Genomic DNA, 23,082 nt, shown 5'->3' with positions numbered 1-23,082 from the left:
CGTCTAAGGTTACCTCGAAGGGTAACCGCCAGAGCGCCGCCGCCTGCGTTTCTCTTTCCAAATCAACAATGTCAAAGACCAGAGCCGAAGCCCCGAGCCGCCTCCGTAACCGGGGAGCGGCCCCACCGTTTTGCGCCCGGTGTCGGCGGAGGCGGCTATTTAGCTAACCTCGAATTCCGTGTCAAATCGTTTTTTTCAAAACTTTTCGACCCGATGCCGAACCAGAGAAGTCCCTGGACCAGCGAGCCGGCAGCTTCTAAAGAAACCACCAAACCCTGTCAAGCAAATCTTTCCAAGAAAGTTCTGCTCGACTTCTTCACCAGCACTTCCGAATTCTTGCGAACTCTTCAATCCCGATGAACGAGGCGGCGCTTCTATTGAAGCAATCCAACCTCGTCAACCAACTCTTTTCAGAAACTTCCAGAAGAACCAAAGCCCTTCCGAAGGCAACAAAAGCAGCCCATCCCGAAGGCCCTAAGGCCGTCGGCAATCCAGCTGCCCGAGTCGATTGAGGCCGCGGAACTTAGCGATGAGATCCATCCGAAGCAAGGGCCTTTCGGCCCCGGTTCCGGGCGTCTTCGTCAGCGCCGTTCCGAGGAGGAGCGCATATAGGCCTGTGACCGGACCATGACAAGCATCAACCCGCACACATCCACAGGTCTGGCGTCTTTCCCCCCGCGACGGACCGTCGCGCCGGCCCCGACACGCCAATCTGCGCCTTGAACCCCGCCGGACGCGTCGCCACTTCATATATGACGATCGCGGACCGGGACGCCGCTCCAGGGTCCCGGCCCCCGCGAACGAAGTCGCTTTGATGCGTAAGGACTTCGCATGACCCGGACGATCCTGTTCGACAGCCCGTTCCTGCTGGGCTTCGAACACACCCGAGACCTCATAGAGCGCGCCGCCAAGGCGGCCGGTGAAAGCTATCCGCCCTATAATGTCGAACAGACCGACGAGGGCGTGCGCATCACCCTGGCCGTGGCCGGCTTTTCGCCCGACCAGTTGCAGGTGACCGTCGAGGGCGGCCAGCTGGTGGTCGCCGGCCGTCGCGACGGCGAGGGACGCAGCGAAGCCGACCGCGCCTACCTGCATCGGGGAATCGCCGCCCGAGGCTTCCTGCGCACCTTCGTTCTCGCCGAGGGCATGGAGGTGTCGGCCGCCACGCTGGAGCACGGCCTGCTGCACGTCGACGTCGTCCGCCCGCCGCCCGAGCGCCAGGTCAGGCGCATCCCCATCCGCTCGCAGGGCTGATCCCCGGCCCCATCAACACTCACGCTCCCGCCGCCTGAACCGCAGGGACGTCGGAGCGTTCACCTATCGAAGGAGGTGGTCACATGACGCCCAATTCGCACACGCCGCTCTTCTCGACCGAGGCCTTCGCCGCGCTGGGCGCGCCCGACCTCGTCTATGTGCGCCCGATCAAGGCCGCCGAGATCCTCGCCGACGCTCCCGAGGGCGTGGAGGACTTCGACCTGACGCCCGACCAGACGCTTTATGCGGTGTGCCGGGCCGACGGCGCGCGCCTGGCGGTGCTGACCGACCACGACGCGGCCGTGGCCGCCGCCCTGGCCCACGAACTGGCGCCGGTGTCGGTTCACTAGAGCCTTTCGCTTCACATGACGGCCCAAATGAAAAGGGCGGCGGATCCTGAGACCCGCCGCCCTCTTTTTATTCCCAGGGGAAGTCCCTAGGCCGAACCTCAGTTGAGGTTGGCGGCCGGGGCCTGCGACTGGCGGAACATGGTGATGGCGATCAGGCGATCCCAACCGACCAGCGACACCAGGTGGGCGTAGATCTGGGCCAGGGCGCCCGAAGCCTGGAATTCCTTCAGCTTCTCGATCGGCAGAGCGTTCAGCTTCTCTTCCGAGACGCCGTAATACTCGGCCACGACCTGCGGCTCGCCGGCCTGGCCGTCGGCGCCGGCCGGGGTGAAGGTGGCGGTCTTCAGTTCGAAGAGGTCGTTGTCCTTCAGCAGCTGCACGAACGAGTCGGTGCGGCGGCGTTCGACTTCGAAGTCGTCGCAGAACTTGATGCAGTTCTGGGTGTATTCGGTCGGCTCGCCCTTGGCGTCGAACAGCGGGGTCTCGCCGGCTTCCGACAGCAGGCTCGAGGCGCGGTCGATGCAGACGATCATGCGGCCTTGAGCGTCGTCATTGGCCAGCACGAACGGATAGCGACGGACATAGGCCGGGATGTAGACGCCCACTTCGGTCGAGCCGTCGGCGTGGATGAACAGGTTCTCGCCCTGGTTCAGACCCATGACGGCCAGCGGGGTGCGCTCGTCGCCGGCGAAGATGATCGGGTACGACAGGCCGGCCGGTCCGAACTCGGTCACGGTCAGCGGCACGGCGGTGCCGGCCGCGGCGAAGGCGTACGGCTTGTCCTGGTGAACCAGGGCCAGCTTGCCGTGCTGGTCGCGGTTCAGCGGTTCCGGCGTCGAGTAGAAGAGGACGTTGCCGGTGATGCCGCCGGCGGACTGGGTCGTTTCCATAAGAAGCTCTACAGAAGGGCTAAGAAGAACGGACGCTCTATGGCAGGCGGCCTTTAGGTGGTCAGCGCTTCTAGCCGATCTGCGATATCGCGGCAATCGACACGTCCTGGCGGAGAATCCACGCCGCGACTCTCGCTTGCGAAGCGAGGTCGCGACGCGATCGCGCTCTAGAACTTCCAGGCGATCCCGGTGCGGATCGACCGGCCCGGCGACGGGGCGATGTCCTTCAGGAACGAGGCGTGCTCGCGCACCTCCTCGTTGGTCAGGTTGCGGCCGTCGACGAACCAGCGCAGCGGCTGGTCCTCGAACGGCTTGACCGTCACCCGCAGGTTCACGGTCGTATAGGCGTCGGTCGGCAGCTCGAAGGCCGCCACCCGGTCCTGCTCGGCCACGTGGCGCACTTCCAGTTCGGCCTCGACGTTCGAGGCCTTCCAGATCGTCCGGCCGGTCAGCGACCACGGCGGCACGCGGGCCGGAACGCCCAGATCGGTCTCGCCGCGCACGTAGTCGGCCACGCCTTCCAGTCGGATCGACTGGTTCCTGCCCTGCCAGGCGTCGTAGCCGACCTCCAGCTCCGCACCATGGAACTTGGCCCCGGTCTGGAAATACTGGAACACCGGCAGGCTGTCCTCGACCTCGCCGGTCGGGGCCTCTTCGATGAAGTTGTCGTACCAGGCGCCCCACAGGTGGCCCTCTACGCGCAGGCGCGGGCCGGTCCAGCGGTAGGTGGCCTCCAGCGAGGTGACGGTCTCGGAATCGAGGCTGTCGTCGCCCTTCTCGTAGCCGCCGGTGCCCGGGTGCGGACCGTCGGCGAACAGTTCGAACTCGGTCGGGGCCCGGCCGTTGCGCGACAGGGTTAGGGCCACGAACTGGCGCTCGGCCGGCTTGTAGAACACGCCCAGCGAGGCCGAGACGTTGTCGAAATCGCGCTTCTGGGTCGCCGTCTCCAGCGAGCGGGTGTCGAAGCGCAGGCCCGCATCCACGCCCCAGTCGCCGCGATCGAAGCGTTGCAGGGTGAAGACGCCATACTCCTTGATGTCGACGCTGGGCACGAAGGCCTCGTCGCCGATCGCCTCGAAGCTGCGGGTCAGGGCCTGGAAGCCGATGGCGCCCTGGTGGCCGTCATGCTCGCGGTGGACCAGCTCGACCCGGCCCTCGGTGCCGTCAGACAGGAAGCGGGTGCCGACCTCGCCGTCCTCGACGGAGACCTCGGCGTGCTCGTAGTCGGCATGGCCGATCGAGACGCGCACCTTCTCGAACCACGGGGTGTCGAGCTCCTGCTCGCCGCGCAGGTCGTAGCGGGTCTGCTGCAGGTGGATCGAGACCGGACCCTCGGCGTCCGGGTCGATCGGCGACAGGATCTGCTGGTAGGGCACGCCGTAGGTGGTGTCGGTGCGCTTGACCGACAGGCCCACGAAGCCGCGGTCGTGCACGTAGGAGACGCCGGCGCCGTAGGCGTCCATCTCCACGTCGGTGTTGCGCACGGTCTTTTCCGGATCGACGGTCAGGCCGTCGCGGGCGGCCAGGCGCGAGGAGACCGGGGCGACCGGCACGTCGTAGTCGTCGCTCTGGCGGTGCACGGCGTCGACCGCGAAGACCAGCGGGCCGGCGTTGAACTTGGCCGCGCCGCTGACGCCCCAGCCGCTGTCGACGCTGGATATCGAGCCGGCCACGCGGCCCTCGACGGGCGCGCTGGCGCGCGTGGACGGCACGCGGTCGTCGAGCATGTTGACCACGCCGCCGATGCCCGAGCCGCCATAGGCCAGGGTCGAGGGGCCGCGCAGCACCTCGATGCGCGAGGCTTCGGCCGGATCGGAGGCCACCGCATGGTCGGGCGACAGGGCCGAGGCGTCGACCTGGCCGACGCCGTTCTGCAGCACCATCACGCGCGGGCCCGACAGGCCGCGGATCACCGGGCGCGAGGCGCCGGGGCCGTAGAAGGTGGAGCGCAGGCCGGGCAGGCCGTTGAGCACGTCGCCCAGACCGGCGGGCGGGGCGACGTCGAGCTTGTCGCGGGTGACGACGTTGACGCTGCTGGTCACGGTGTCGAGCGACACGGCGTAGGGGGCGGCGGTGACCACCACCTGCGAGACGGCGTTGGCCGGATCGGTGTCGGCGGGCGCCGGAGCGGCCGTGTCGGCGGCCCAGGCGGGCGCGGCGGCGGCGAGGACGAGCAGGCTGGCGGCGGCGAGCGCCTCGCGACGGACCATGGAGCGGGTCATGGACGGAAAATCCTAGCTTGCCGGGGGAGCGGCGAAGATCGCGTTATGAAATAACATATCCACTCGTCAATCCGCTTTCGCTTGACGCAGGCAAGTCGTCTCGCTCTGTGTCCGGACGACCTCACTTCGGGCTTTCCATGATGCGTATTTCGTCGCTCGCCCTCGTTGGCGCCCCCATTTCCGCCGTAATGCTGCTCGCCGCCTGCGCGCCGCTGTCGGGTCAGTCGCCGGCCCAGGCTCAGGGCAAGACCTATGCCCAGGCAGGGGGCTCCACGACCTGGACCAAGCCGCCGAAGGGCTATCTGACCCTGGCCGAGCCGTTCGACGCGCCGGGCGTCGTCGGTCCGCCGCCGGCGCCGGACTCGCCGCGCGGCAAGGCCGACCGCGCCGCCTATGACGACAGCCGCAAGCTGGCCGGAACGCCCGCCTGGGACAAGGCGATCGCCGACGCCGACCTGTCCGGCGCCAATGGCTTCAAGAGCTTCTCGTGCGCCGCCAAGGTGACGATCAGCCCGGAGAAGACCCCGATCCTGGCCAATCTGCTGCTGCGCATGACCGACGACGCCGGCACAATCTATCGCCCGGCCAAGCAGGCCTTCTCGCGGCCGCGCCCGCCGGTGGGCAACAGCAAGCCGATCTGCGTGCCGCGCGAGAAGTGGATCGAGACCGAGGGCTCCTACCCTTCGGGCCACGCCCTGATCGGCTGGTCCTGGGGCCTGGTGCTGGCCGAGCTGGTTCCCGACCGCGCCGCCCAGCTGACCGCGCGCGGCCGCGAGTTCGGCGACAGCCGGGTGGTCTGCGGCGTGCACTTCCCCAGCGACCTGGAGGCCGGCCGGCTGCTGGGCGGGGCGATGGTCTCGCGCCTGCACGCCGATCCCGCCTTCGCCGCCGACCTGGAGAAGGCCAAGGCCGAGATCGCCGCCTCCAGGGCCGGGGGTCCGCCCGCCGGCTGCGGCGCCTGACACCATACTTGAAGCGCTCGCCCTCAGGGCGCGTGAGCGTATCGCTCAACTTTGAGCTTGAGCCCCTTCCGGAGCGGCGCCACCCTGGCGGCCTTCGGGAGGGGACCCATGTTCGAGACCATGCGACGGCCGGCGATCGCCCTGGCCTGCATTCTGACGCTCGCCAGCTGCGCGGTGTTCGCGCCGCCCTACGATCCCACGCTCGATAGCAAGATCACCACCGCCTACGAGGGCGTGGCCAGGCTGGCGGCCGAGGCCGAGATGGGTCTCTACGTCGACAAGTCCACCTATCCCGGCAAGATCGAGACCTATGCCGACATCCAGGCCGCCCTTGCCGTGGCGGCGATCCGCGCCGGCAGCCAGCCCTATGCGGCCAGGCCCGCCCAGAAGGCCATCGACGCCGAGGTGGCGCTGATCAAGGGCTGCAGCGCCCAGGTCCAGGGCCTGGCCCAGCTGCACCAGCTGGCCGGCATCGTTCCCAACACCGGCGCGACCACCGCGATGATGGTCAGCTGCGACCAGGCGGCCAAGGCCGTCGCCGCCATGAAGTGAGGCCAGGCGCCCGATGACGATCGACTTCTCCAACCTGCAGGTCGACAACGCCGACCAGTTGGCCGCCGTGCTGGAGCAGCAGCTGGGCGCCACCGCCACCGACTGGTGGAACGCCAACAAGACCGTGGTGCCGGGCTATCTGCGCAGCTTGGCCGAGGCGACGATCCAGACCCGCACGGCCCTGGCCAATCACCAGATCACGCCGGAAGCCGCCGACATGATCCTCCACAACCAGGAACTGGCCTTCAACCAGACGATCCAGTTCACGAAGTTCATGACGCTTGCGCTGGGCCAGACCCTGCTCAACACGGTGTTCCAGGTGGTCGGCTGGGTGATCTACAACAAGACCGGCGTCAACATCGCGCCCAACCTGGTGCAGCCGACGACCCCGGCGGCCAGCTAGTTCTTCGGCGGGTCGCAGCGGCCGTACATGTCGTCGAGACCCTTCAGGTAGTCGGGCATGGCCTGCAGCCCAAGCGTCGCGCGGCGCTGCTCCAGGCCGGCCGGATCCTCGACATTGTCCGGCATGGCGTGACGGCCGTCGACGCAACGCGCCCGCTGGGTGGCGTAGCGCTGAGGCCGCCCTTCCTGCTCGGCGACCCGATCGTAGAGATTGGGATAACCGCTGGGCGCCCTCCCCTGCGCGACCAGAGGCTCCATCTTGGCCAGGGCCTCCTTCTGGAAAGCCAGGTCCGGGGAATGGTTGACGATGTGGAAGGCCCCGTCGGCGGCGCGCTGCCCCACCTCGTCGGGCGTGAACCAGCCGCGCCCCGCCAGCAGCACCTTCAGCCGCTCCGTATGCTTACGGTCGATCGGCTCGTAGTGCTCGGCCCAGATCGCGTCGAGCGCCTGGCGGTCCTCGGGCGAGGCTGTCTTGCGCACCTTCAGGAAGGTCACGCGCGTCGCCTGGTCGACCGCGCCCATGCCGCCCAGCTCCTCGATCAGCGCCTGCTTGCCCACCAGGGCCACGGCGTCCGCCCGCGCCCGCGCCACGGCCGGCGTCTCCTCGGCCAGGGCCGGACCGCTCGCCAGCAGCACCACCACCGCCAATCCCGCACGCATCATGGCCGCCCCCTTTCGTCGATACCGGAAAAGCAGCAGAGCCTGGCGGCGCAATCATGGCGACGCCTCGACCTGACCGGCAGGCAAAGAAAAAGCCCCGCCGTTTCCGGCGGGGCTCGTTCCTGATCGACGCTGCGAACAGCCTCAGCCGCGCTGGTCGCGCTTGGCCAGCACGCGCAGGCGCAGGGCGTTGAGCTTGATGAAGCCGCCGGCGTCGCGGTGATCGTAGGCCACCTTGCCCTCTTCGAAGGTGACCAGGTCCTGGTCATACAGCGAGTAGGGGCTGGTGCGGCCGATGACCGTGACATTGCCCTTGTAGAGCTTCACGCGGACCTGGCCCGAGACCTTGGACTGGCTGTAGTCGATGGCCGCCTGCAGCATCTCGCGCTCGGGCGAGAACCAGAAGCCGTTATAGACGAGCGAAGCGTACTTCGGCATCAGCTCGTCCTTCAGGTGCATGGCGCCGCGGTCGAGCGTGATGCTCTCGATGCCGCGGTGGGCGGCCAGCAGGATCGTGCCGCCCGGGGTCTCGTAGACGCCGCGCGACTTCATGCCGACGAAGCGGTTCTCGACCAGGTCGAGGCGGCCGACGCCATTGTCGCGGCCCAGCTCGTTCAGCTTGGTCAGCAGGGTGGCCGGGCTCATCGCCACGCCGTCGATGGCGACGGGGTCGCCCTTCTCGAAGTCGATGGTGATGATGGTCGGCTGGTCCGGCGCATCTTCCGGCGCGATGGTGCGCATGTGGACGAACTCGGGGGCCTCGACCGCCGGGTCTTCCAGGACCTTACCTTCCGACGACGAGTGCAGCAGGTTGGCGTCGACGCTGAAGGGAGCTTCGCCGCGCTTGTCCTTGGTGATCTGGATCTGGTGCTTCTCGGCGAACTCCAGCAGCGCTTCGCGCGACTTGAAGTCCCATTCGCGCCAGGGGGCGATCACGGTGATGTCGGGCTCGAGGCCGTAATAGCCGAGCTCGAAGCGGACCTGGTCGTTGCCCTTGCCGGTGGCGCCGTGGCTGACGGCGTCGGCGCCGACCTGGCGGGCGATCTCGATCTGGCGCTTGGCGATCAGCGGGCGGGCGATCGAGGTGCCGAGCAGGTACTGGCCTTCATAGACCGTGTTGGCGCGGAACATCGGGAACACGAAGTCGCGCACGAACTCCTCGCGCACGTCCTCGATGAAGATGTTCTCGGGCTTCACGCCGGCGGCCAGGGCCTTGGCGCGAGCCGGCTCGATCTCTTCGCCCTGGCCAAGGTCGGCGGTGAAGGTCACGACTTCAGCGCCGTACTCGGTCTGCAGCCACTTGAGGATGATCGAGGTGTCGAGACCGCCCGAATAGGCGAGCACGACCTTCTTGACGGGCTTCTGGGCCATGTCGGGGGTCCTTGTCGAAGGCGAAAACACAAAGTCGCGGGGCGTTTAGCGCGCTTTTGCGACGAGGGAAACAACAGCGAGGGCGCGCGGCCCTACAGCCGGATCTTGCCCTCTTGCGCCAGCTGGTTCAGCGCCCGCCGCACCTGGGTCAGGTGGATGACCGCGAAGATCGCCGCCAGGGTCGCACGCAGGCCCAGCATGATGATCGACATGGTCAACTCGTCGGCCTGGCGGCTCTCGACCAGCAGGTAGAGGCTGATGACGAAGGCGCCGGCCGGCAGCAGCACCAGGGCGGGTCCCCGCGGCAGGCGCAGCAGGGTGTCGCCCTTCGGCGACCAGGCCACCGGGGTCGGCTCGCCCTTGGAGATCTTGCTCCAGGCCATGCGAGAGGCCCCGGCCATGATCGACAGGGCCAGGATCCAGAGCACGTCGCCGATGACGCCGAGAATATCCATCTACACAGTCACCTGGGCGCCCAGCTCGACCACGCGGCCGGGCGGAATCTTGAAGAAGTCGGTCGGGTTGGCCGCGTTCTTCATCAGGAAGATGTACAGCCGATCCTGCCAGAGCGGCATGCCCGAATTGGCCGACGGCACGATCGAGCGGCGGCCGAGGAAGAAGCTGGTGGCCATGATGTCGAACTTCAGCCCCTGCTGCTTGCGCAGCAGCGCCAGCGCCTTGGGCACGTTCGGGCTCTCCATGAAGCCGTAGTAGATCTCGACCTTCTTGAAGTCGTCATTGACCTTGAAGGTCTTGATCCGGTCCTCCTCGGGCACGCGCGGCGTCTCGGCCGTGCGGACGGTCAGCACCACGTTGCGCTCGTGCAGCACCTTGTTGTGCTTGAGATTGTGCATCAGGGCGACCGGGGTCATGTCCGGGTCGGAGGTCAGGAAGATCGCCGTGCCGGGAGCGCGGTGCGGCGCGCGGGCCCGCAGGATCTCCATCAGGTCGGCCAGCGGCACCGAGTCCCGGCGGGTCTTCTCGCTGAGGATCTGGCTGCCGCGCACCCAGGTGGCCATGATCGTGAACAGGGCCGCCCCGATCAGCACCGGCAGCCAGCCGCCGGTGAAGAAGCGCAGAGCGTTGGCGCTGAGGAAGACGAGGTCCAGCGCCATGAACGGGATCAGGAAGGCCAGGGCCGCCGGCAGCTGCCACTTCCACAGCTGGCGCATGACGATGAAGGCCATGGTCGTGGTCACCACCATGGTGCCGGTCACGGCCAGGCCATAGGCGTGGGCCATGGCCGACGAGGTCTTGAAGGTGAACATCACCGCCAGCACGCCCAGCAGCAGCATGGTGTTGAGCTGCGGCACGAAGATCTGGCCCGACTGGGTCTCCGACGTGCGGCGCACGTCCATGCGCGGCAGCAGGCCCAGCTGGATCGCCTGCTGGGTCAGAGAGAAGGCGCCGGTGATCACCGCCTGGCTGGCGATGACGGTGGCCGCGCCGGCCAGGATCACCAGCGGCAGGCGCAGGACGTCGGGCGCCATCTCGAAGAACCAGTTCAGCTCCTGGAACGGCACGCCGGCGCGCTCGGCCTCGATCAGGGTGTTGAGGGCGAGCGCCCCCTGGCCCAGATAGTTCAAGGCCAGGCAGGGCAGCACGAAGAACAGCCAGGCGGCCTGGATCGGCCAGCGGCCGAAGTGGCCCATGTCGGCGGTCAGGGCCTCGGCCCCAGTGACGGTCAGGAACACCGCGCCCAGCACGATGAAACCGGCCATGCCGTGATGCTGCAGGAAGTGGACGGCGTAATAGGGATTGATCGAGCGGAACACGCCCGGGTGGGCCAGTAGGTTGTAGACCCCCAGCACCGCCATGACGGTGAACCACAGGGCGCAGACCGGGCCGAACAGCGCGCCGACCTTGGCCGTGCCGCGGCTCTGGATGAAGAACAGCCCCAGCAGCATCACCGTGGCGATCATCAGCACCATCTCGGTGGTGATGCCGTGCTCGAGCGCGGGAATGGTCCGAAGGCCTTCGACCGCCGACAGCACCGACATCGCCGGGGTGATCACCGCGTCGCCGTAGAACAGCGCCGCCCCGATCACGCCCAGGCCGAACACCACCGCCGTGCGCCGGCCCATGGCGCGCTGGGCCAGGGCCATCAGCGACAGAACGCCGCCCTCGCCTTTGTTGTCGGCGCGCATGATGAACAGCACGTACTTGATCGTCACGACCAGGATCAGCGCCCACAGGGCCAGCGACACCACGCCGAGGATCTCGGCCCGGGTCACGCCGTCGGCGGCCGACGCGTGCAGCGCCTCCTTGAAGGCGTAGAGCGGGCTGGTGCCGATGTCGCCGAAGACGACGCCGACCGAGCCCAGGGCGAGCGCGAACGTGCCATGGCCCTTTGGACCGTGACCATTGGCGGAGCCCGCTTGCTGGGGAATGTCGCACGCCGCGACGGAGGCGTTCTCAGAGTTCGAAACGCCGGAGGCTTCGGAAGCCATTCAATCCCTCCGGGACCGCGCCCTCGAAAATCTCGCGCGAAGCCCCATATCGATCAAGCGGCGCGCGATACACCCAATCCGATCCGGGTTCAATCGCCACCTTGGCCGCGGACCGGTGACGGTTTTTGTTTCAACGCGTGCGTTCCCCCCTTACGTTCCGGACTTAACAGAAGATCATGTCCGACAGTCAGAAGTTCCCCGTCGCCGCTCACGCCCTGGCTTACCTGGCGCACAAGGAGGCTTTCAGCCCCGACCGCGCCGTGGCCAGCGCCGAACTCGCGGCCTCCGTCCCCACCAATCCCGTGGTGGTGAGACGCGTCACCGCCATGCTCGGCAAGGCGGGGCTGATCGGCGCGCGCGCCGGCGCCAACGGCGGCGCCTGGCTGCTGAAGCCGGCGCAGGACATCACTCTCGACACCGTGCTGCGGGCCGTCCACGGCTGCGCCAATCTCGGCACCGCCCCGCCCGGAGTGAAGGGCTGTCCGGTCGGGGCGCGAATTCCCGACGCCGTCCGCGCGGCCCTGATCGCCGCCGACGCCGCCGCCGCCGAGCGCCTGTCGCTCATCTCGGTGGCCGACCTGCTGGCCGACCCCGCCGAGCGCGACGCGGTGCTGAAGAGCGCCTGAAAGCGCACCCCAGAAAAACTGCATCAGAAATTGTTGCGATTACCCCTGGCGCCGGCGGTGGGCGCTATTACGTAATCGCTACCGATACAGTTCCTGTTCGGACAGCATCATTCTCCTTCAGGGGACCACCGCCATGACCACCAAGGTCGCCATCGTCTATCACTCGGGCTACGGCCACACCGCCGTCCTCGCCGACAAGGTCGCAGAAGGCGTCCGCGACGCCGGCCAGACCCCGGTCCTGCTGCAGATCGAAAACGCCGCCCAGGACTTCAAGCCGCTGCTCGACGCCATCACCGAGGCCGACGCCGTCGTGTTCGGCGCCCCGACCTACATGGGCGACGTCTCGGGCGTGTTCAAAGTCTTCGCCGACGCCACCTCGGCCGTGTTCTTCACCGGCGGCTGGAAGGACAAGCTGGCCGCGGGCTTCACCAACTCGCACAGCTTCGCCGGCGACAAGGGCCACGCGCTCAACAGCCTGACGATCCTGGCGGCCCAGCACGGCATGAACTGGATCAACCTCGGCATCGCCCCGCCGGCCGTCACCGCCGCCGAGCGTGGTCCGGAAACGATCAACCGCGTGGGCTCGTTCGTCGGCGTCGCCGCCCAGTCGGACAACGCCTCGCCCGAGATCACTCCGCCGGCCGGCGACCGCGAGACCGCCCGCCTGCTGGGCGTGCGCGTGGCCGAGGCCGCCGTGCGCTGGACCCGCGGCGCCCAGCCGGCGCTGAGCGAAGCGGCCTAGGAGCCGGACTATCGGGCGCGCCCTGCCCCTCCCCCGAGGGCGCGCCTTCGCGGAGGAACGACCGTCCCCGCCCTCCCCAAGGTCGTTCCTCCGCCCCGCTTGAACCGGATCGGCGGGCGTGCTCGACTCCTGTGACGCTTTGCTTGCAGGACCTTCGACCACATGGCCCGCCGCCTCGCCCTGATCACCGGCGCCTCCGCCGGCATCGGGGCCGCCTTCGCCCGCATCTACGCCAGCCACGGTTACGACGTGGCCCTGACCGCCCGCCGGCTCGACCGGCTGGAGGCCCTGGCGGCCGAAATCCGGATGCGCTTCGGGGTCGAGGCCTATGCGATTTCGGCCGACCTTGCCGACCCCGGCGGCGTCGACGTCGTGCTGGCGGCGATCGCCGCCGAGGGCCGCGAGATCGACGCCCTGGTCAACAACGCCGGTTACGGCCTGCCCGGAACCTACGACCAGACCAGCTGGACCGACCAGTCGGCCTTTCTGCAGGTGATGCTGACGTCTGTCTGCGCCCTGACCCACAAGGTGCTGCCGGGCATGGTCGAGCGGCGCTTCGGCCGCATCGTCAACGTCGCCTCGCTGGCGGGCCTGGTTCCCGGCGCCGCCGGCCATACTCTCTATGCGGCGACCAAGAGCTTCCTGGTGAAGTTCTCCCAGAGCCTGCACCTGGAGAACCTGGCCAATGGCGTGCACGTCAGCGCCCTGTGCCCGGGCTTCACGCTTTCGGAGTTCCACGACGTCAACGGCACCCGCGCCCAGGTCAGCCAGAGCCTGCCGGCCTGGATGTGGCTGGGCGCCGACGAGGTCGCCGCCGCGGGCTACGAGGCCGCCGAGGCCAACCGCCCCGTCTGCGTCACCGGCGCGCCCAACAAGGCTATCGCCGTGCTGGCCAAGATCATCCCAGACGAATGGGCCCTGGCGCTGATCGCCAACCAGGGCGGCAAGTTCCGGAAGGTTTGAATCCAGATCCTCCCCCTGAAAGGGGAGGTGTCGCCGCAGGCGACGGAGGGGGAAGTGATCCCACCTCAGCAGCCCCTTCCCCCTCCGACCGCTTTGCGGCCACCTCCCCCTTCGGGGAGAGGGTCTTTACTTCTCCGCCGCGTACGGCGCCTTCGCATCCGCCCGGATCAGCCCCCGCGTCGCATCCCCCACGCCGATCAGCACGAACTGCACGGCCAGAGCGCAGAGGATCAGGCCCAGAACGCGCACGACGATGCTCATGCCGATGCGGCCCAGCACCTTGCTAATCACCGGCGCGGCCCAGAAGGTGGCGACCAGCACCACCGACACCGCGGCGATCACGCCGACGCCCAGGGCCATGCCGGCCAGGCCCAGGTGCTTGGCCTCGCTGGCGTAGATGATCACCGTCGAGATTGCGCCCGGGCCGATCAGCAGCGGCATGGCGAAGGGCACGATCAGCCGCTCGAACCGCTTCTTGGCGTAGACCCGCGCCGACAGCGGCTCGCCTTCGCCCTCGGCCGCGTCGGCGAACATGGTCGTGAAGTCGTCGCGCACCATGTCCAGGCCCAGAATGAACAGGATGATGCCGCCGGCGATGCGGAAGGCCGGCATCGAGATGCCGAAGAACTCCAGCAAAGCCACGCCCGTGAAATAGAAGAAGACCAGGAAAGCCACGACGAACAGGCCGATATAGACCGCCACCATCCGACGGCCCGCCGAGGCCGCGCCCAGGGTGGCGGCGGCGAACAGCGGCACGTTGCCGATCGGGTCGATCAGGGCGAACAGCGCGACGAAGAAGTTGACGGCGAGTTCGGCCTGGCTCATTCGACGTCCTCAACCTTCATGACTATGCGGGAAACCGTCGCTCTCTCTAGAGCGATGCGGCCTCGCGCGCCAACACCGGAGCCTAGCCCATGACCGCCGATCCGCGCCTGATCGTCCCGCTGGACCTGCCCACGGTCGCCGACGCCCGGGAAATGGTCGAGCGCATCGGCGACGCCGCCTCGTTCTACAAGATCGGCCTGGAGCTGCTGGCGACGGACGGGATGGCGTTCGCCGGCGACCTGACGAAGGCCGGCAAGCAGGTGTTCCTCGATTGGAAGCTGCACGACATCGGCGCGACGGTGGAGCGCTCGGCCCGGGTGCTGGCCGGCGCCGGCTGCGACCTGCTGACCGTCCACGCCGAACCGCAGGTGATGCGGTCGGCGGTGAAGGCCAAGGCCGGCTCGGACCTGAAGATCCTGGCCGTCACCGTGCTGACCAGCCTGACCGACGCTGACCTGATCGAGATGGGCTACGCCTTCAGCGCCCGCGCCCTGGTCGAGCGCCGCATCCGCCAGGCCATCGAATGCGGCGTCGACGGCATCGTCTCGTCCCCTAACGAGGCCGCCTTGGCCCGTGAGATCGGCGGCCCGGACTTCCTGGTGGTGACGCCCGGCGTGCGCCCCTTCTGGGCGGCCAAGAACGACCAGGCCCGCGCTGCGACCCCGGCCGACGCCCTGAAGGCCGGCGCCAGCCACCTGGTCTGCGGCCGCCCGATCACCGCCGCCAACGACCCGCGCGAAGCGGCGCTGAAGGTGATCGAGGAGATGGCGGGGCTTTAAAAGCTCCCAACTTTCGTCATCAGGGCCCCGGCGCGCAGCGCGAAGAGCCGGGACCCAGGGTCGACGCATCGCGCCAGCCACCTCTGAAGGCGGCGGACGCCACCGCGCAGGCGGCCCCCTGGGTCCCGGATAGCCGCTGGCGCGGCTTCCGGGATGACGGGAGAGAGTCAGTTACAGCTTCGAGCCGCCCCAGACGCCGAACGGGTCGACGAAGTCCTTGACCAGGGCCTGGGCCACGGCCGGGTGGGTCAGCTTGCCGCCCAGCACGTTGAGGCCGCGCGCCAGGTGGACATTGTCCTCCAGGGCGTCGAGACCCTTGTCGGCCAGGGCCAGGCCGAACGGCAGGGTGGCGTTGCCCAGGGCTTCGGACGAGGTTCGGGGGGCCGCGCCCGGCATGTTGGCCACGCAGTAGTGGACGACGCCGTCGACCGTGTAGGTCGGCTCGGCGTGGGTGGTCGGGTGGCTGGTCTCGAAGCAGCCGCCCTGGTCGATCGACACGTCGACCAGCACCGAGCCCGGCTTCATGCGGGACAGGTGCTCGCGGCGCACCAGCTTCGGCGCGGCCGCGCCGGCGGTCAGCACCGCCCCGATGACGACGTCGGCCTTGAGGATCTCTTCCTCCACCGCGTCCAGGGTCGAGTAGCGGGTCAGGATGCGGCCTTGATAGAGGTCGTCCAGCTCGCGCATGCGCGGGATCGAGCGCTCCAGCACCACAACCTCGGCGCCCAGGCCGGCGGCCATTCGGGCGGCGTTGGAGCCGACCACGCCGCCGCCCAGCACCGCCACGCGGGCCGGCGGTACGCCGGGCACGCCGCAGAGCAGCAGGCCCATGCCGCCGTTGTGCTTGAGCAAGGTCTCGGCCGCCGAGAACACGGCGATCCGGCCGGCCACTTCCGACATGGGGGCCAGCAGCGGCAGGCCGCCCTTGGCGTCCGTCACGGTCTCGTAGGCGATGGCCGCGCAGCCCGAGGCCAGCAGGCCCTCGGTCTGGGCCGGATCGGGCGCCAGGTGCAGGTAGGTGAAGAGGATGTGGCGCTGCGTCAGGCGCTCCCACTCGATCTTCTGCGGCTCCTTGACCTTCACGATCATCTCGGCCCCGGCGAACACGGCGTCGGCGTCGGGAGCGATGCTCGCGCCGGCCTTGACGTAGGCCTCGTCGGCATAGCCGGCGCCCAGGCCAGCGCCCTGCTGCACCAGCACCTGGTGGCCGTGGGCGACGTATTCGCGGACGGCGGTGGGGGTCAGGCCGACCCGGTGCTCGCCCGGTTTGATCTCGGAGGGGACGCCAACGCGCATGATGTTTCCTCGCTTTGTAGCTTTAACGCTGGTGTACGCCTCTGCGTTCGCAGGTTTCTTGGTTCTTTCGTCCTTCAAAGAACGTGGTATGCAGGAATCCTGCGCAAACGGAGCCATTCGGTGAAGAAATCCCCGGTCACGCTTGATGTGTTCGACCGAAAGATCCTCCGCCTGCTCCAGCGCGAGGGTCGGGCCAGCTATGTCGACATGGCCAAGGCGGCCAATCTGTCGGAGTCGGCGTGCCTTCGCCGGGTGCGCGCCCTGGAAGACGCCGGCGTCATCGGCCGCTACGCCGCGGTGATCGACGAGCGGGCCGTGGGCCTGCCGCTCAGCGTCTTCGTCACCGTCACCCTGTCGTCCCAGGCCGAGGCCGCCCTGACCGCCTTCGAGAAGGCCGTGGCCAATGTGCGCGAGGTCGCCGAGTGCTACCTGATGACCGGCGGCTCGGACTATCTGCTGCGCCTGGTGGTGGCCGACGTCGACGACCTGGAGCGCGTTCACTCGCAGGAACTGACGCGCATCCCCGGCGTGGTGCGGGTCAGTTCGTCGGTCGCCATGCGCACCGTGGTCAAACGCGTCGAATTGCCGCTCTGAACCCGGCTTGGGTTCCGGTTAACCCCCTGCCCCTAGGGTCGCGGCGCTATTCATCGTTTCCGGGGGCGACCATGGTTTCTCGACGCATCCTGCTGGGCGGCCTGGCCGCCGGCCTCGCCGCGCCCGTCCTGGCGCACGCCGAGGGCTATCAGGAGACGAAGACCCCGCCGGTCTGGAAGCCCAAGGCGCGTCGCACCGCCAAGGCCCTGGCGACCCAGCCCACCGACAAGGCCGCCCTCGACAAGGCGCTGAAGAGCGTTCCGCCGCTTGAAGGCGCAGAGTCCGATGCCCCCACCGCCGTCTCCGGCGTGCAGGTGCAGCCGGCCAAGCCGGTCCCCAGCATCAGTCCGGACGAGGCGCTGGGCCGTCTCAAGCAGGGCAATGCGATCTTCGCGCGCGGCGGCGCCAGCCTCGTCCTGCCGTCGGCCGTCCGCATCGGCGAAATGGCGGCCTCGGAACGGCCGTTCGCCGTGGTCGTCGCCTGCAGCGACAGCCGCGTGGCCCCCGAACTGCTGTTCAACTGCAATCTGGGCGACCTCTTCGTGCTGCGCGCGGCCGGCCCGACCGTCGGCCCCGAAGCGCTGGGCGCCATCGTCTACGCCGTGGATACGCTGGGCGCCTCGCTGGTCGTGGTGCTGGGCCACACCAAATGCGGCGTGGTCGGAGCGGCGGTCGACTCGGCCACCCGCAAGTCCCGTCCCACCGGCGTGTTCGAGGCCATGCTGGCGCCGATCCTGCCGGCGGTGTTCGACGCCCAGGGCGAAAGGGCCGCCGACCTGCAAGACGCGGCCGCCCGCCGCAACGCCCGCAACATCGCTTCACGCCTCAAGGTCGCCGACGGCATACTGGCCGAGCGCATCGCCCAGGGCCGCCTGAAGATCGTGCCGGCCTGCTACGACCTGACCACCGCCCAGGTCGCCTTCGAAGCTTGACCGGAAGCGGTAACCGGTTCCTTCAAGCACAACCTTGCGAACCCCTGTCACGACGCCGTTGACCCCCGCTCGCGCTTAGGTTCAAGTCCCCCAAATCACCTCGGGTTTGGGAGAGACGACGGATGTCGACGGACGAGACGCCGCAAGGCGACGGCGCGGCCAAGACCTCTGTCTGGACCCGGGTTCTCAAGGGCCTCAGGACTCCCGCTGCCGCCATCGCCGCGGGCGCGCTGGTGGTCGGCTTCGGCGGCGGCTTCGTGGCCGCCAAGACCGCCGATCTGGGCTGGTTCGGCGGCGGGGCCAAGGCCGCCTCCGGCGCGGCCGTCGTCAAGGGCGAGGCCTGGTCGCTGTTCGGCAAGCCGCGCGACGCAAACGCCCGCCGGAGGGGCGTGCCCAAGCCCGAAGGCTTCGCCGTCTGGCGCACCCGCATCGACAGCTCCGGCGGCGATCCGCTGGCCTGCATCCAGATGAGCCGCGAGCTCGACGCGTCCAAGGCCTATGCCGACTTCGTCATGGTCTCGCCCGACCTGGGCCGCACCCCGGCCGTGCGGGTCAAGGGCGACGAACTGTGCATCGGCGGCGTCGGTTTCACCGACCGCCGCATCACCCTGCTCAAGGGCCTACCCGCCAAGGGCGGCGAGACCCTCGGCGCCAATGCCGACGTCGACTTCACCTATGGCGAGAAGCCGCCCTATGTCGGCTTCGCCGGCGACGGGGTGATCCTGCCGCGCGAGGAATCCGACGGCGTCGCCATCGAGACCATGAACGTCCAGAAGCTGGCCGTCGAAGTCTGGCGCGTGTCCGACCGCAACCTGGTGCGCAAGTCGATCAGCGCCCCCGATCCCACCGGCGAGGGCGATTGGGCCGGCGACTATGGCGAGGACAGCGCCGGCGACGACGGCCGCCGCATCTGGAAGGGCGAGGTCACGGTCGATGGCGCGGCCGGCGCCAAGGCCACGACGGTCTTCCCGCTGGGCGCGGTGCTCAAGGAGATGAAGCCCGGCGCCTACCTGATCAAGGCCCGCGACGCCTCGGGCGGCCGCGATCCCGACGGCGAGGGCGACACCCCGCCGGCCCAGGCCCGCCGCTGGATCGTCTTCACCGACATGGCCCTGATCGCCTATGACGGCTCCGAGGCGCTGGACGTCGTGGTCCGCTCGCTGAAGACCGCCAAGACCGTGTCGGGCGTGCGCGTGGCGCTGGTCGCCCGGGACGGCGAGCCCCTGGCCGAGGTCAAGAGCGACGCAGACGGCCGGGTGCGCTTCCCCCGCCCGCTGCTTAAGGGCGAAGGCGCCGAGCGCGCCAAGATGGTCATGGCCTATGGCCCCGAGGGCGACCTGTCGGTGCTCGACCTCGACCGCTCGCCGGTGGACCTGTCCAAGCAGGGCGTCGGCGGCCGCACCGAAAGCGAAGGCGGTCGCGCCGTCGGCAGCGACATCGACGGCTGGCTCTATGCCGACCGCGGCATCTATCGCCCCGGCGAGACCGTACACCTGACGGCCATGGTTCGCGACCGCATGGCCAAGGCGGTGAACGACCGCAAGGGCTATATTCTCGTCAAGCGCCCCTCGGGCGTGGAGTTCAAGCGCTGGTGGTTCGGCCAGGCCAACGCCGGCGCGGTGCCGATCGACATCGCCCTGCCCCGCAGCGCCCCGCGCGGCCGCTGGACCGCCGAACTGCACATCGAGGGGATCGAGGCCTCGTCCGGTTCGCTGAGCTTCAGCGTCGAGGACTTCGCGCCCCAGCGTCTGGCGGTCACCGCCACCGGCCAGGAAAGCACGCCCATCCGCATCGGCGAGACCCGCCAGATCGCGGTCAACGCCCGCTTCCTCTACGGCGCGCCGGGCTCGGGCCTGCAGACGCAGGGCGAGGCCCGCCTGCGCCGCGATGCCGATCCCTTCCCGCAATACAAGGGCTTCGAGTGGGGCGACGCCAAGGAGCCCTTCGACGAAAAGCTAATCGAGCTGGGCACCACGGTCACCGACGGCGAGGGCCGCGCGGTCCTCAATCTCGGCACCAGCGACGTCGGCGACACCGGCCAGCCCCTGGTGGCGGCGGTCGCCGCGTCGGTGTTCGAGCCCGGCGGCCGTCCCGTGCGCGAGGGCCTGGAGCTGAAGGTCCGCGGCAAGCCGATCTATTACGGCGTCAAGGTCGAGCAGGGCGACGGCTCGGGCCGCGACGATCCGCCGGTGAGCCTGGAGGTGATCGCCGTCGACGCCGCCGGCAAGCGCATCTCGACCACCGCCAGCTACACCCTGATCAGCGAAAACTGGAACTACGACTGGTTCCAGCAGGACGGCCGCTGGCAGTGGCGGCGCACCAGCCGCGACGCCGTGGTGATGAAGGGCAGCCTCAACATGTCGCCCGGCCAGGGCGGCCGCATCAACCGCCGCCTGGGATGGGGCGACTACCGCCTGGTGGTCGAGGGACCGGAAGGGACCAAGACCGTGGCCCGCTTCTCGTCGGGCTGGGGCTCGCCGGCCAAGGACGCCGAGGCGCCCGACTTCGTCCGCGTGTCGGCCGGAACCAAGGCCTATGCTCAGGGCGACACCGTCGAAATCACGCTGAAGGCGCCCTATGCCGGCCAGGCCCAGGTGGCCGTGGCCACCGACCGCCTGATCGACTTCAAGACCCTGTCGGTCGGCGAGAACGGCGCGACCGTGAAGCTGAAGACCAGCGCCGCCTGGGGCGGCGGGGCCTATGTGATGGTCACCGTCATCCAGCCGCGCGATCCGGTGGCCTCGCCCAAGCCCAAGCGGGCCCTGGGCCTGGTTTATGTGCCGCTGGAGCCCAAGGGCCGCAAGCTGACCGTCGACATCGGCACGCCGCCGAAGCTCGACTCCAAGGCGCCGGTCGAGATCCCACTCAAGGTGCAGGGCCTGGGCTTTGGCCAGAAGGCCCGGGTCACGGTGGCGGCGGTGGACGAGGGCGTGCTGCGCCTGACCCGCCAGGAAAGCCCCGACCCGGTGAAGTGGTACTTCGGCAAGCGCGCCCTGACGCTCGACTACCGCGACGATTACGGCCGCCTGCTCGACCCCAACATGGGCGCGCCGGCCAACGTCAACTTCGGCGGCGACGAGCTGGGCGGCGAGGGCCTGACAGTCACGCCGATCAAGACCGTGGCCCTGTGGTCGGGCGTGGTCGAGACCGGCCTCGACGGCAAGGCGACGATCAAGCTGCCGCCGGCCGACTTCAACGGCGAGCTGCGGATCATGGCCGTGGCCTGGACCGACAATGCGGTGGGCTCCGGCTCCAAGGCCATGACCGTTCGCCAGCCGGTGGTGGCCGACCTCAACCTGCCGCGCTTCCTGTCGCCCGGCGACAAGCCGACCGCGACGCTGGAGCTGCACAATGTCGAGGGCAAGCCGGGCGCCTACACCGCCGAGGCCAACGCCTCGGGCGGGCTGAAGGTCGCTTTCCGCAAGGTGATCACGCTGATCCTGGGCCAGCGCGTCGCCGAGAAGATCCCCTTCCTGGCGCCCGACGTCACGGGCGTCGGCAAGATCGGCTTCAAGGTCAGCGGTCCCGGCTTCTCGACGACCAAGGACTATCCGATCCAGACCCGCCTGGGCTGGGGCGACGTGGTGCGCACCACCACCGAACTGCAGGCCCCCGGCGCGACCTACACCCCCAATTACCAGCTGCTTTCGGGCCTGGCGGCCGGCGACGTGACGCTGCAGGTCAGCTATTCGCCGTTCAAGGGCTTCGACCCGTCGGCGATCGCGGTCGCCCTGCAACGCTACCCGTACGGCTGCACCGAGCAGATCGTCTCGGCCGCCTATCCGCTCATGTACGCCCAGAGCGTCTCCAGCGACCCCAAGCTCAGGCGCACGCCCGCGGCCCTGGCCGGGGCGGTGGGCCGCCTGCTGGACCGTCAGACCCTGGACGGCGCTTTCGGCCTTTGGCGCGTGGGCGACGGCGAGGCCGACCCGTGGCTGGGCGCCTACGCCACCGACTTCCTGCTGGAGGCCAAGGCGCAAGGCGTGGCCGTGCCGGACGAGGCGCTGGACAAGGCGCTGAACGCCATGCGCCAGGTCAGCCGTCCCGACGGCTGGGCCTCGGTGTCCTACCGGATGGAGTATCCGTCCTGGTGGGGCCGCAACGAGGACGAAAGCCGCAAGGCCACCCAGCGCATGCGCCGCCGGGCCAGCGCCTACGCCCTCTACGTGCTGGCCAAGGCCGGGCGCGGCGACCTGGCGCGCCTGCGCTGGTGGCACGACGTGCAGATGAAGGACGAGGACCAGCCGATCGCCAAGGCCCAGGTGGCCGCGGGTCTGGCGATGATGGGCGACCACGCCCGGGCCCGCTCGGCCATGCGCCAGGCGGTGAACTCGCTGAACTGGCGCGACGAGTACGACTGGTACCAGAGCCCGCTGCGCGACGTGGCCGCGGTCACGGCGCTGGCGGTGCAGGCCGGCCAAGCCGACGTCGCCGCCAGGCTGCAGGGCCGCCTGGAGAACGTGGTCAAGGATCCCGACGCCCTGAACACCCAGGAACAGGCCCAGCTGCTCTATGCCGCCCACCAGCTGATGAAGGCCGCCGGCCCCATCAACATCGAGGCCCAGAACGTGGTCGCCCTGCCGGCCGCCGGCGGCGCCCCGCGCTGGGCCGTGGGCAAGCTGGCCGACGCCCGCTTCACCAACAGGGGCAAGGGCGCCCTTTGGCGGACGGTCAGCGTACGCGGCACGCCGATCGCCGCGCCGGCGGCCGAAAGCAACGGCCTATCGGTGTCCAAGCGACTGTTCACGATGAGCGGCGGCGCGGTCGATCCCTCGGCGATCCGCCAGGGGGAACGGGTGATCGTGCTGATCCAGGGCCGGTCGATGCAGGCCCGCTCGACCGCCCTGGTGGTCGACGACGCTCTGCCGGCCGGCTTCGAGATCGAGGCCCCGCTCGGCGCCGACGACGCCCAGAACGGACCGTTCCGGTTCCTGGGCGAGCTGTCGACGCCCGACGCCCAGGAAAGCCGCGACGACCGCTACATCGCCGCGCTCGACCTTGAAGGGAACAAGCCCTTCGCCATGGCCTACATCGCGCGGGCCGTGACGCCGGGCGAGTTCTTCCTGCCCGGCGCCGTGGCCAAGGACATGTACCGCCCGAGCATCGCCGCCCGGTCGGACGCCGGCCGCACGACGATCACCGGCCAATGATGTTGGAACTGCTCCCTTCCCCCTCGATGGGGGAAGGGCCGGGGATGGGGGTGACAGCGCTT

General features: G+C 69.0%; 20 protein-coding genes and 1 pseudogene. 13 read left to right on the top strand and 8 right to left on the bottom strand.

All coding sequences use genetic code 11. The features are described 5' to 3' along the window. The 3 genes and pseudogenes from DDF67_RS26050 to DDF67_RS12105 form a co-directional block, all read left to right on the top strand. Nucleotides 1-360 (top strand): annotated as a pseudogene (locus tag DDF67_RS26050) (hypothetical protein); the annotation flags it as partial. A 471-nt stretch (nt 361-831) separates the two neighbouring features. After that, nucleotides 832-1,254: an Hsp20 family protein gene (locus DDF67_RS12110; protein ID WP_109101152.1), complete on the top strand. Its 423-nt coding sequence runs from the start codon at nt 832-834 to the stop codon at nt 1,252-1,254. Nucleotides 1,255-1,337: 83 nt separating this feature from the next. Then, nucleotides 1,338-1,604: a DUF1150 family protein gene (locus DDF67_RS12105; protein ID WP_109101151.1), complete on the top strand. Its 267-nt coding sequence runs from the start codon at nt 1,338-1,340 to the stop codon at nt 1,602-1,604. A 98-nt stretch (nt 1,605-1,702) separates the two neighbouring features. Here DDF67_RS12105 and DDF67_RS12100 read toward each other — a convergent pair whose 3' ends face one another. Together DDF67_RS12100 and DDF67_RS12095 are read right to left on the bottom strand one after the other, a co-directional pair. Continuing rightward, entirely contained in the window at nt 1,703-2,494 is a 792-nt protein-coding gene (locus DDF67_RS12100; protein ID WP_109101150.1) for a SapC family protein, read from the bottom strand. 167 nt (nt 2,495-2,661) lie between these two features. Further along, a complete protein-coding gene (locus DDF67_RS12095; protein WP_109101153.1) occupies nt 2,662-4,704 on the bottom strand; it encodes a TonB-dependent receptor in 2,043 nt (680 codons plus the stop codon). 152 nt (nt 4,705-4,856) lie between these two features. Here DDF67_RS12095 and DDF67_RS12090 point away from each other — a divergent pair, with 152 nt between their 5' ends. From DDF67_RS12090 to DDF67_RS12080, 3 genes are all read left to right on the top strand, one after another. Further along, nucleotides 4,857-5,678: an acid phosphatase gene (locus tag DDF67_RS12090; RefSeq protein WP_233247631.1), complete on the top strand. Its 822-nt coding sequence runs from the start codon at nt 4,857-4,859 to the stop codon at nt 5,676-5,678. A gap of 108 nt (nt 5,679-5,786) precedes the next feature. Continuing rightward, nucleotides 5,787-6,230 (top strand): hypothetical protein, encoded by a 444-nt coding sequence (locus tag DDF67_RS12085; RefSeq protein WP_109101148.1) that lies wholly within the window; start codon nt 5,787-5,789, stop codon nt 6,228-6,230. A gap of 13 nt (nt 6,231-6,243) precedes the next feature. After that, nucleotides 6,244-6,633, top strand: a complete 390-nt coding sequence (locus DDF67_RS12080) for a hypothetical protein (protein ID WP_109101147.1) — start codon at nt 6,244-6,246, stop codon at nt 6,631-6,633. Here the strand turns inward: DDF67_RS12080 and DDF67_RS12075 are convergent. The 4 genes from DDF67_RS12075 to DDF67_RS12060 form a co-directional block, all read right to left on the bottom strand. Next, on the bottom strand, nt 6,630-7,295 hold the full coding sequence (locus DDF67_RS12075; RefSeq protein WP_146198019.1) for a DUF6624 domain-containing protein: 666 nt from the start codon (nt 7,293-7,295) through the stop codon (nt 6,630-6,632). The two genes, DDF67_RS12080 and DDF67_RS12075, sit on opposite strands and share 4 nt — an antisense overlap. A 141-nt stretch (nt 7,296-7,436) precedes the next feature. Further along, on the bottom strand, nt 7,437-8,663 hold the full coding sequence (locus DDF67_RS12070; RefSeq protein WP_109101145.1) for an argininosuccinate synthase: 1,227 nt from the start codon (nt 8,661-8,663) through the stop codon (nt 7,437-7,439). A gap of 92 nt (nt 8,664-8,755) precedes the next feature. Further along, nucleotides 8,756-9,118, bottom strand: coding sequence for a hypothetical protein (locus DDF67_RS12065; RefSeq protein WP_109101144.1), 363 nt, complete (start codon nt 9,116-9,118; stop codon nt 8,756-8,758). Continuing rightward, on the bottom strand, nt 9,119-11,113 hold the full coding sequence (locus DDF67_RS12060; RefSeq protein WP_109101143.1) for a potassium transporter Kup: 1,995 nt from the start codon (nt 11,111-11,113) through the stop codon (nt 9,119-9,121). 176 nt (nt 11,114-11,289) lie between these two features. Between DDF67_RS12060 and DDF67_RS12055 the strand changes: the two genes are divergently transcribed. The 3 genes from DDF67_RS12055 to DDF67_RS12045 all read left to right on the top strand — a co-directional run bounded on the left by DDF67_RS12055 (nt 11,290) and on the right by DDF67_RS12045 (nt 13,444). Then, nucleotides 11,290-11,739 carry an Rrf2 family transcriptional regulator gene (locus tag DDF67_RS12055; protein WP_109101142.1) on the top strand — a complete coding sequence of 150 codons (450 nt, stop codon included), beginning with the start codon at nt 11,290-11,292 and terminating at the stop codon, nt 11,737-11,739. A gap of 133 nt (nt 11,740-11,872) precedes the next feature. Beyond that, on the top strand, nt 11,873-12,481 hold the full coding sequence (locus DDF67_RS12050) for a flavodoxin family protein (RefSeq protein ID WP_109101141.1): 609 nt from the start codon (nt 11,873-11,875) through the stop codon (nt 12,479-12,481). Between the two features lie 162 nt (nt 12,482-12,643). Next, nucleotides 12,644-13,444 (top strand): SDR family NAD(P)-dependent oxidoreductase, encoded by an 801-nt coding sequence (locus DDF67_RS12045; RefSeq protein WP_109101140.1) that lies wholly within the window; start codon nt 12,644-12,646, stop codon nt 13,442-13,444. A 126-nt stretch (nt 13,445-13,570) separates the two neighbouring features. Here the strand turns inward: DDF67_RS12045 and DDF67_RS12040 are convergent, their stop codons facing one another. Further along, nucleotides 13,571-14,269: a MarC family protein gene (locus DDF67_RS12040; RefSeq protein ID WP_109101139.1), complete on the bottom strand. Its 699-nt coding sequence runs from the start codon at nt 14,267-14,269 to the stop codon at nt 13,571-13,573. An 89-nt stretch (nt 14,270-14,358) separates the two neighbouring features. Between DDF67_RS12040 and pyrF the strand changes: the two genes are divergently transcribed. Then, complete coding sequence (gene pyrF / locus DDF67_RS12035) at nt 14,359-15,048, top strand: orotidine-5'-phosphate decarboxylase (RefSeq protein ID WP_109101138.1); 690 nt, start codon at nt 14,359-14,361, stop codon at nt 15,046-15,048. A gap of 171 nt (nt 15,049-15,219) precedes the next feature. On the opposite strand, the gene ald is transcribed toward pyrF, so the two are convergent. Continuing rightward, a complete protein-coding gene (gene ald / locus DDF67_RS12030; RefSeq protein ID WP_109101137.1) occupies nt 15,220-16,344 on the bottom strand; it encodes an alanine dehydrogenase in 1,125 nt (374 codons plus the stop codon). A 120-nt stretch (nt 16,345-16,464) separates the two neighbouring features. On the opposite strand from ald, the gene DDF67_RS12025 reads away from it, so the two are divergent. The 3 genes from DDF67_RS12025 (at nt 16,465) to DDF67_RS12015 (ending at nt 23,020) form a co-directional block, all read left to right on the top strand. Next, nucleotides 16,465-16,938, top strand: coding sequence for an Lrp/AsnC family transcriptional regulator (locus tag DDF67_RS12025; protein ID WP_109101136.1), 474 nt, complete (start codon nt 16,465-16,467; stop codon nt 16,936-16,938). Between the two features lie 71 nt (nt 16,939-17,009). After that, nucleotides 17,010-17,870: a carbonic anhydrase gene (locus DDF67_RS12020; protein ID WP_109101135.1), complete on the top strand. Its 861-nt coding sequence runs from the start codon at nt 17,010-17,012 to the stop codon at nt 17,868-17,870. A gap of 122 nt (nt 17,871-17,992) precedes the next feature. Beyond that, a complete protein-coding gene (locus DDF67_RS12015; protein ID WP_109101134.1) occupies nt 17,993-23,020 on the top strand; it encodes an alpha-2-macroglobulin family protein in 5,028 nt (1,675 codons plus the stop codon). Nucleotides 23,021-23,082 lie beyond the last annotated feature (62 nt).

Source organism: Caulobacter endophyticus (assembly GCF_003116815.1).
GTDB classification, from domain to species: Bacteria; Pseudomonadota; Alphaproteobacteria; order Caulobacterales; family Caulobacteraceae; genus Caulobacter; species Caulobacter endophyticus.
This window is presented reverse-complemented; position numbering and strand designations above follow the sequence as displayed.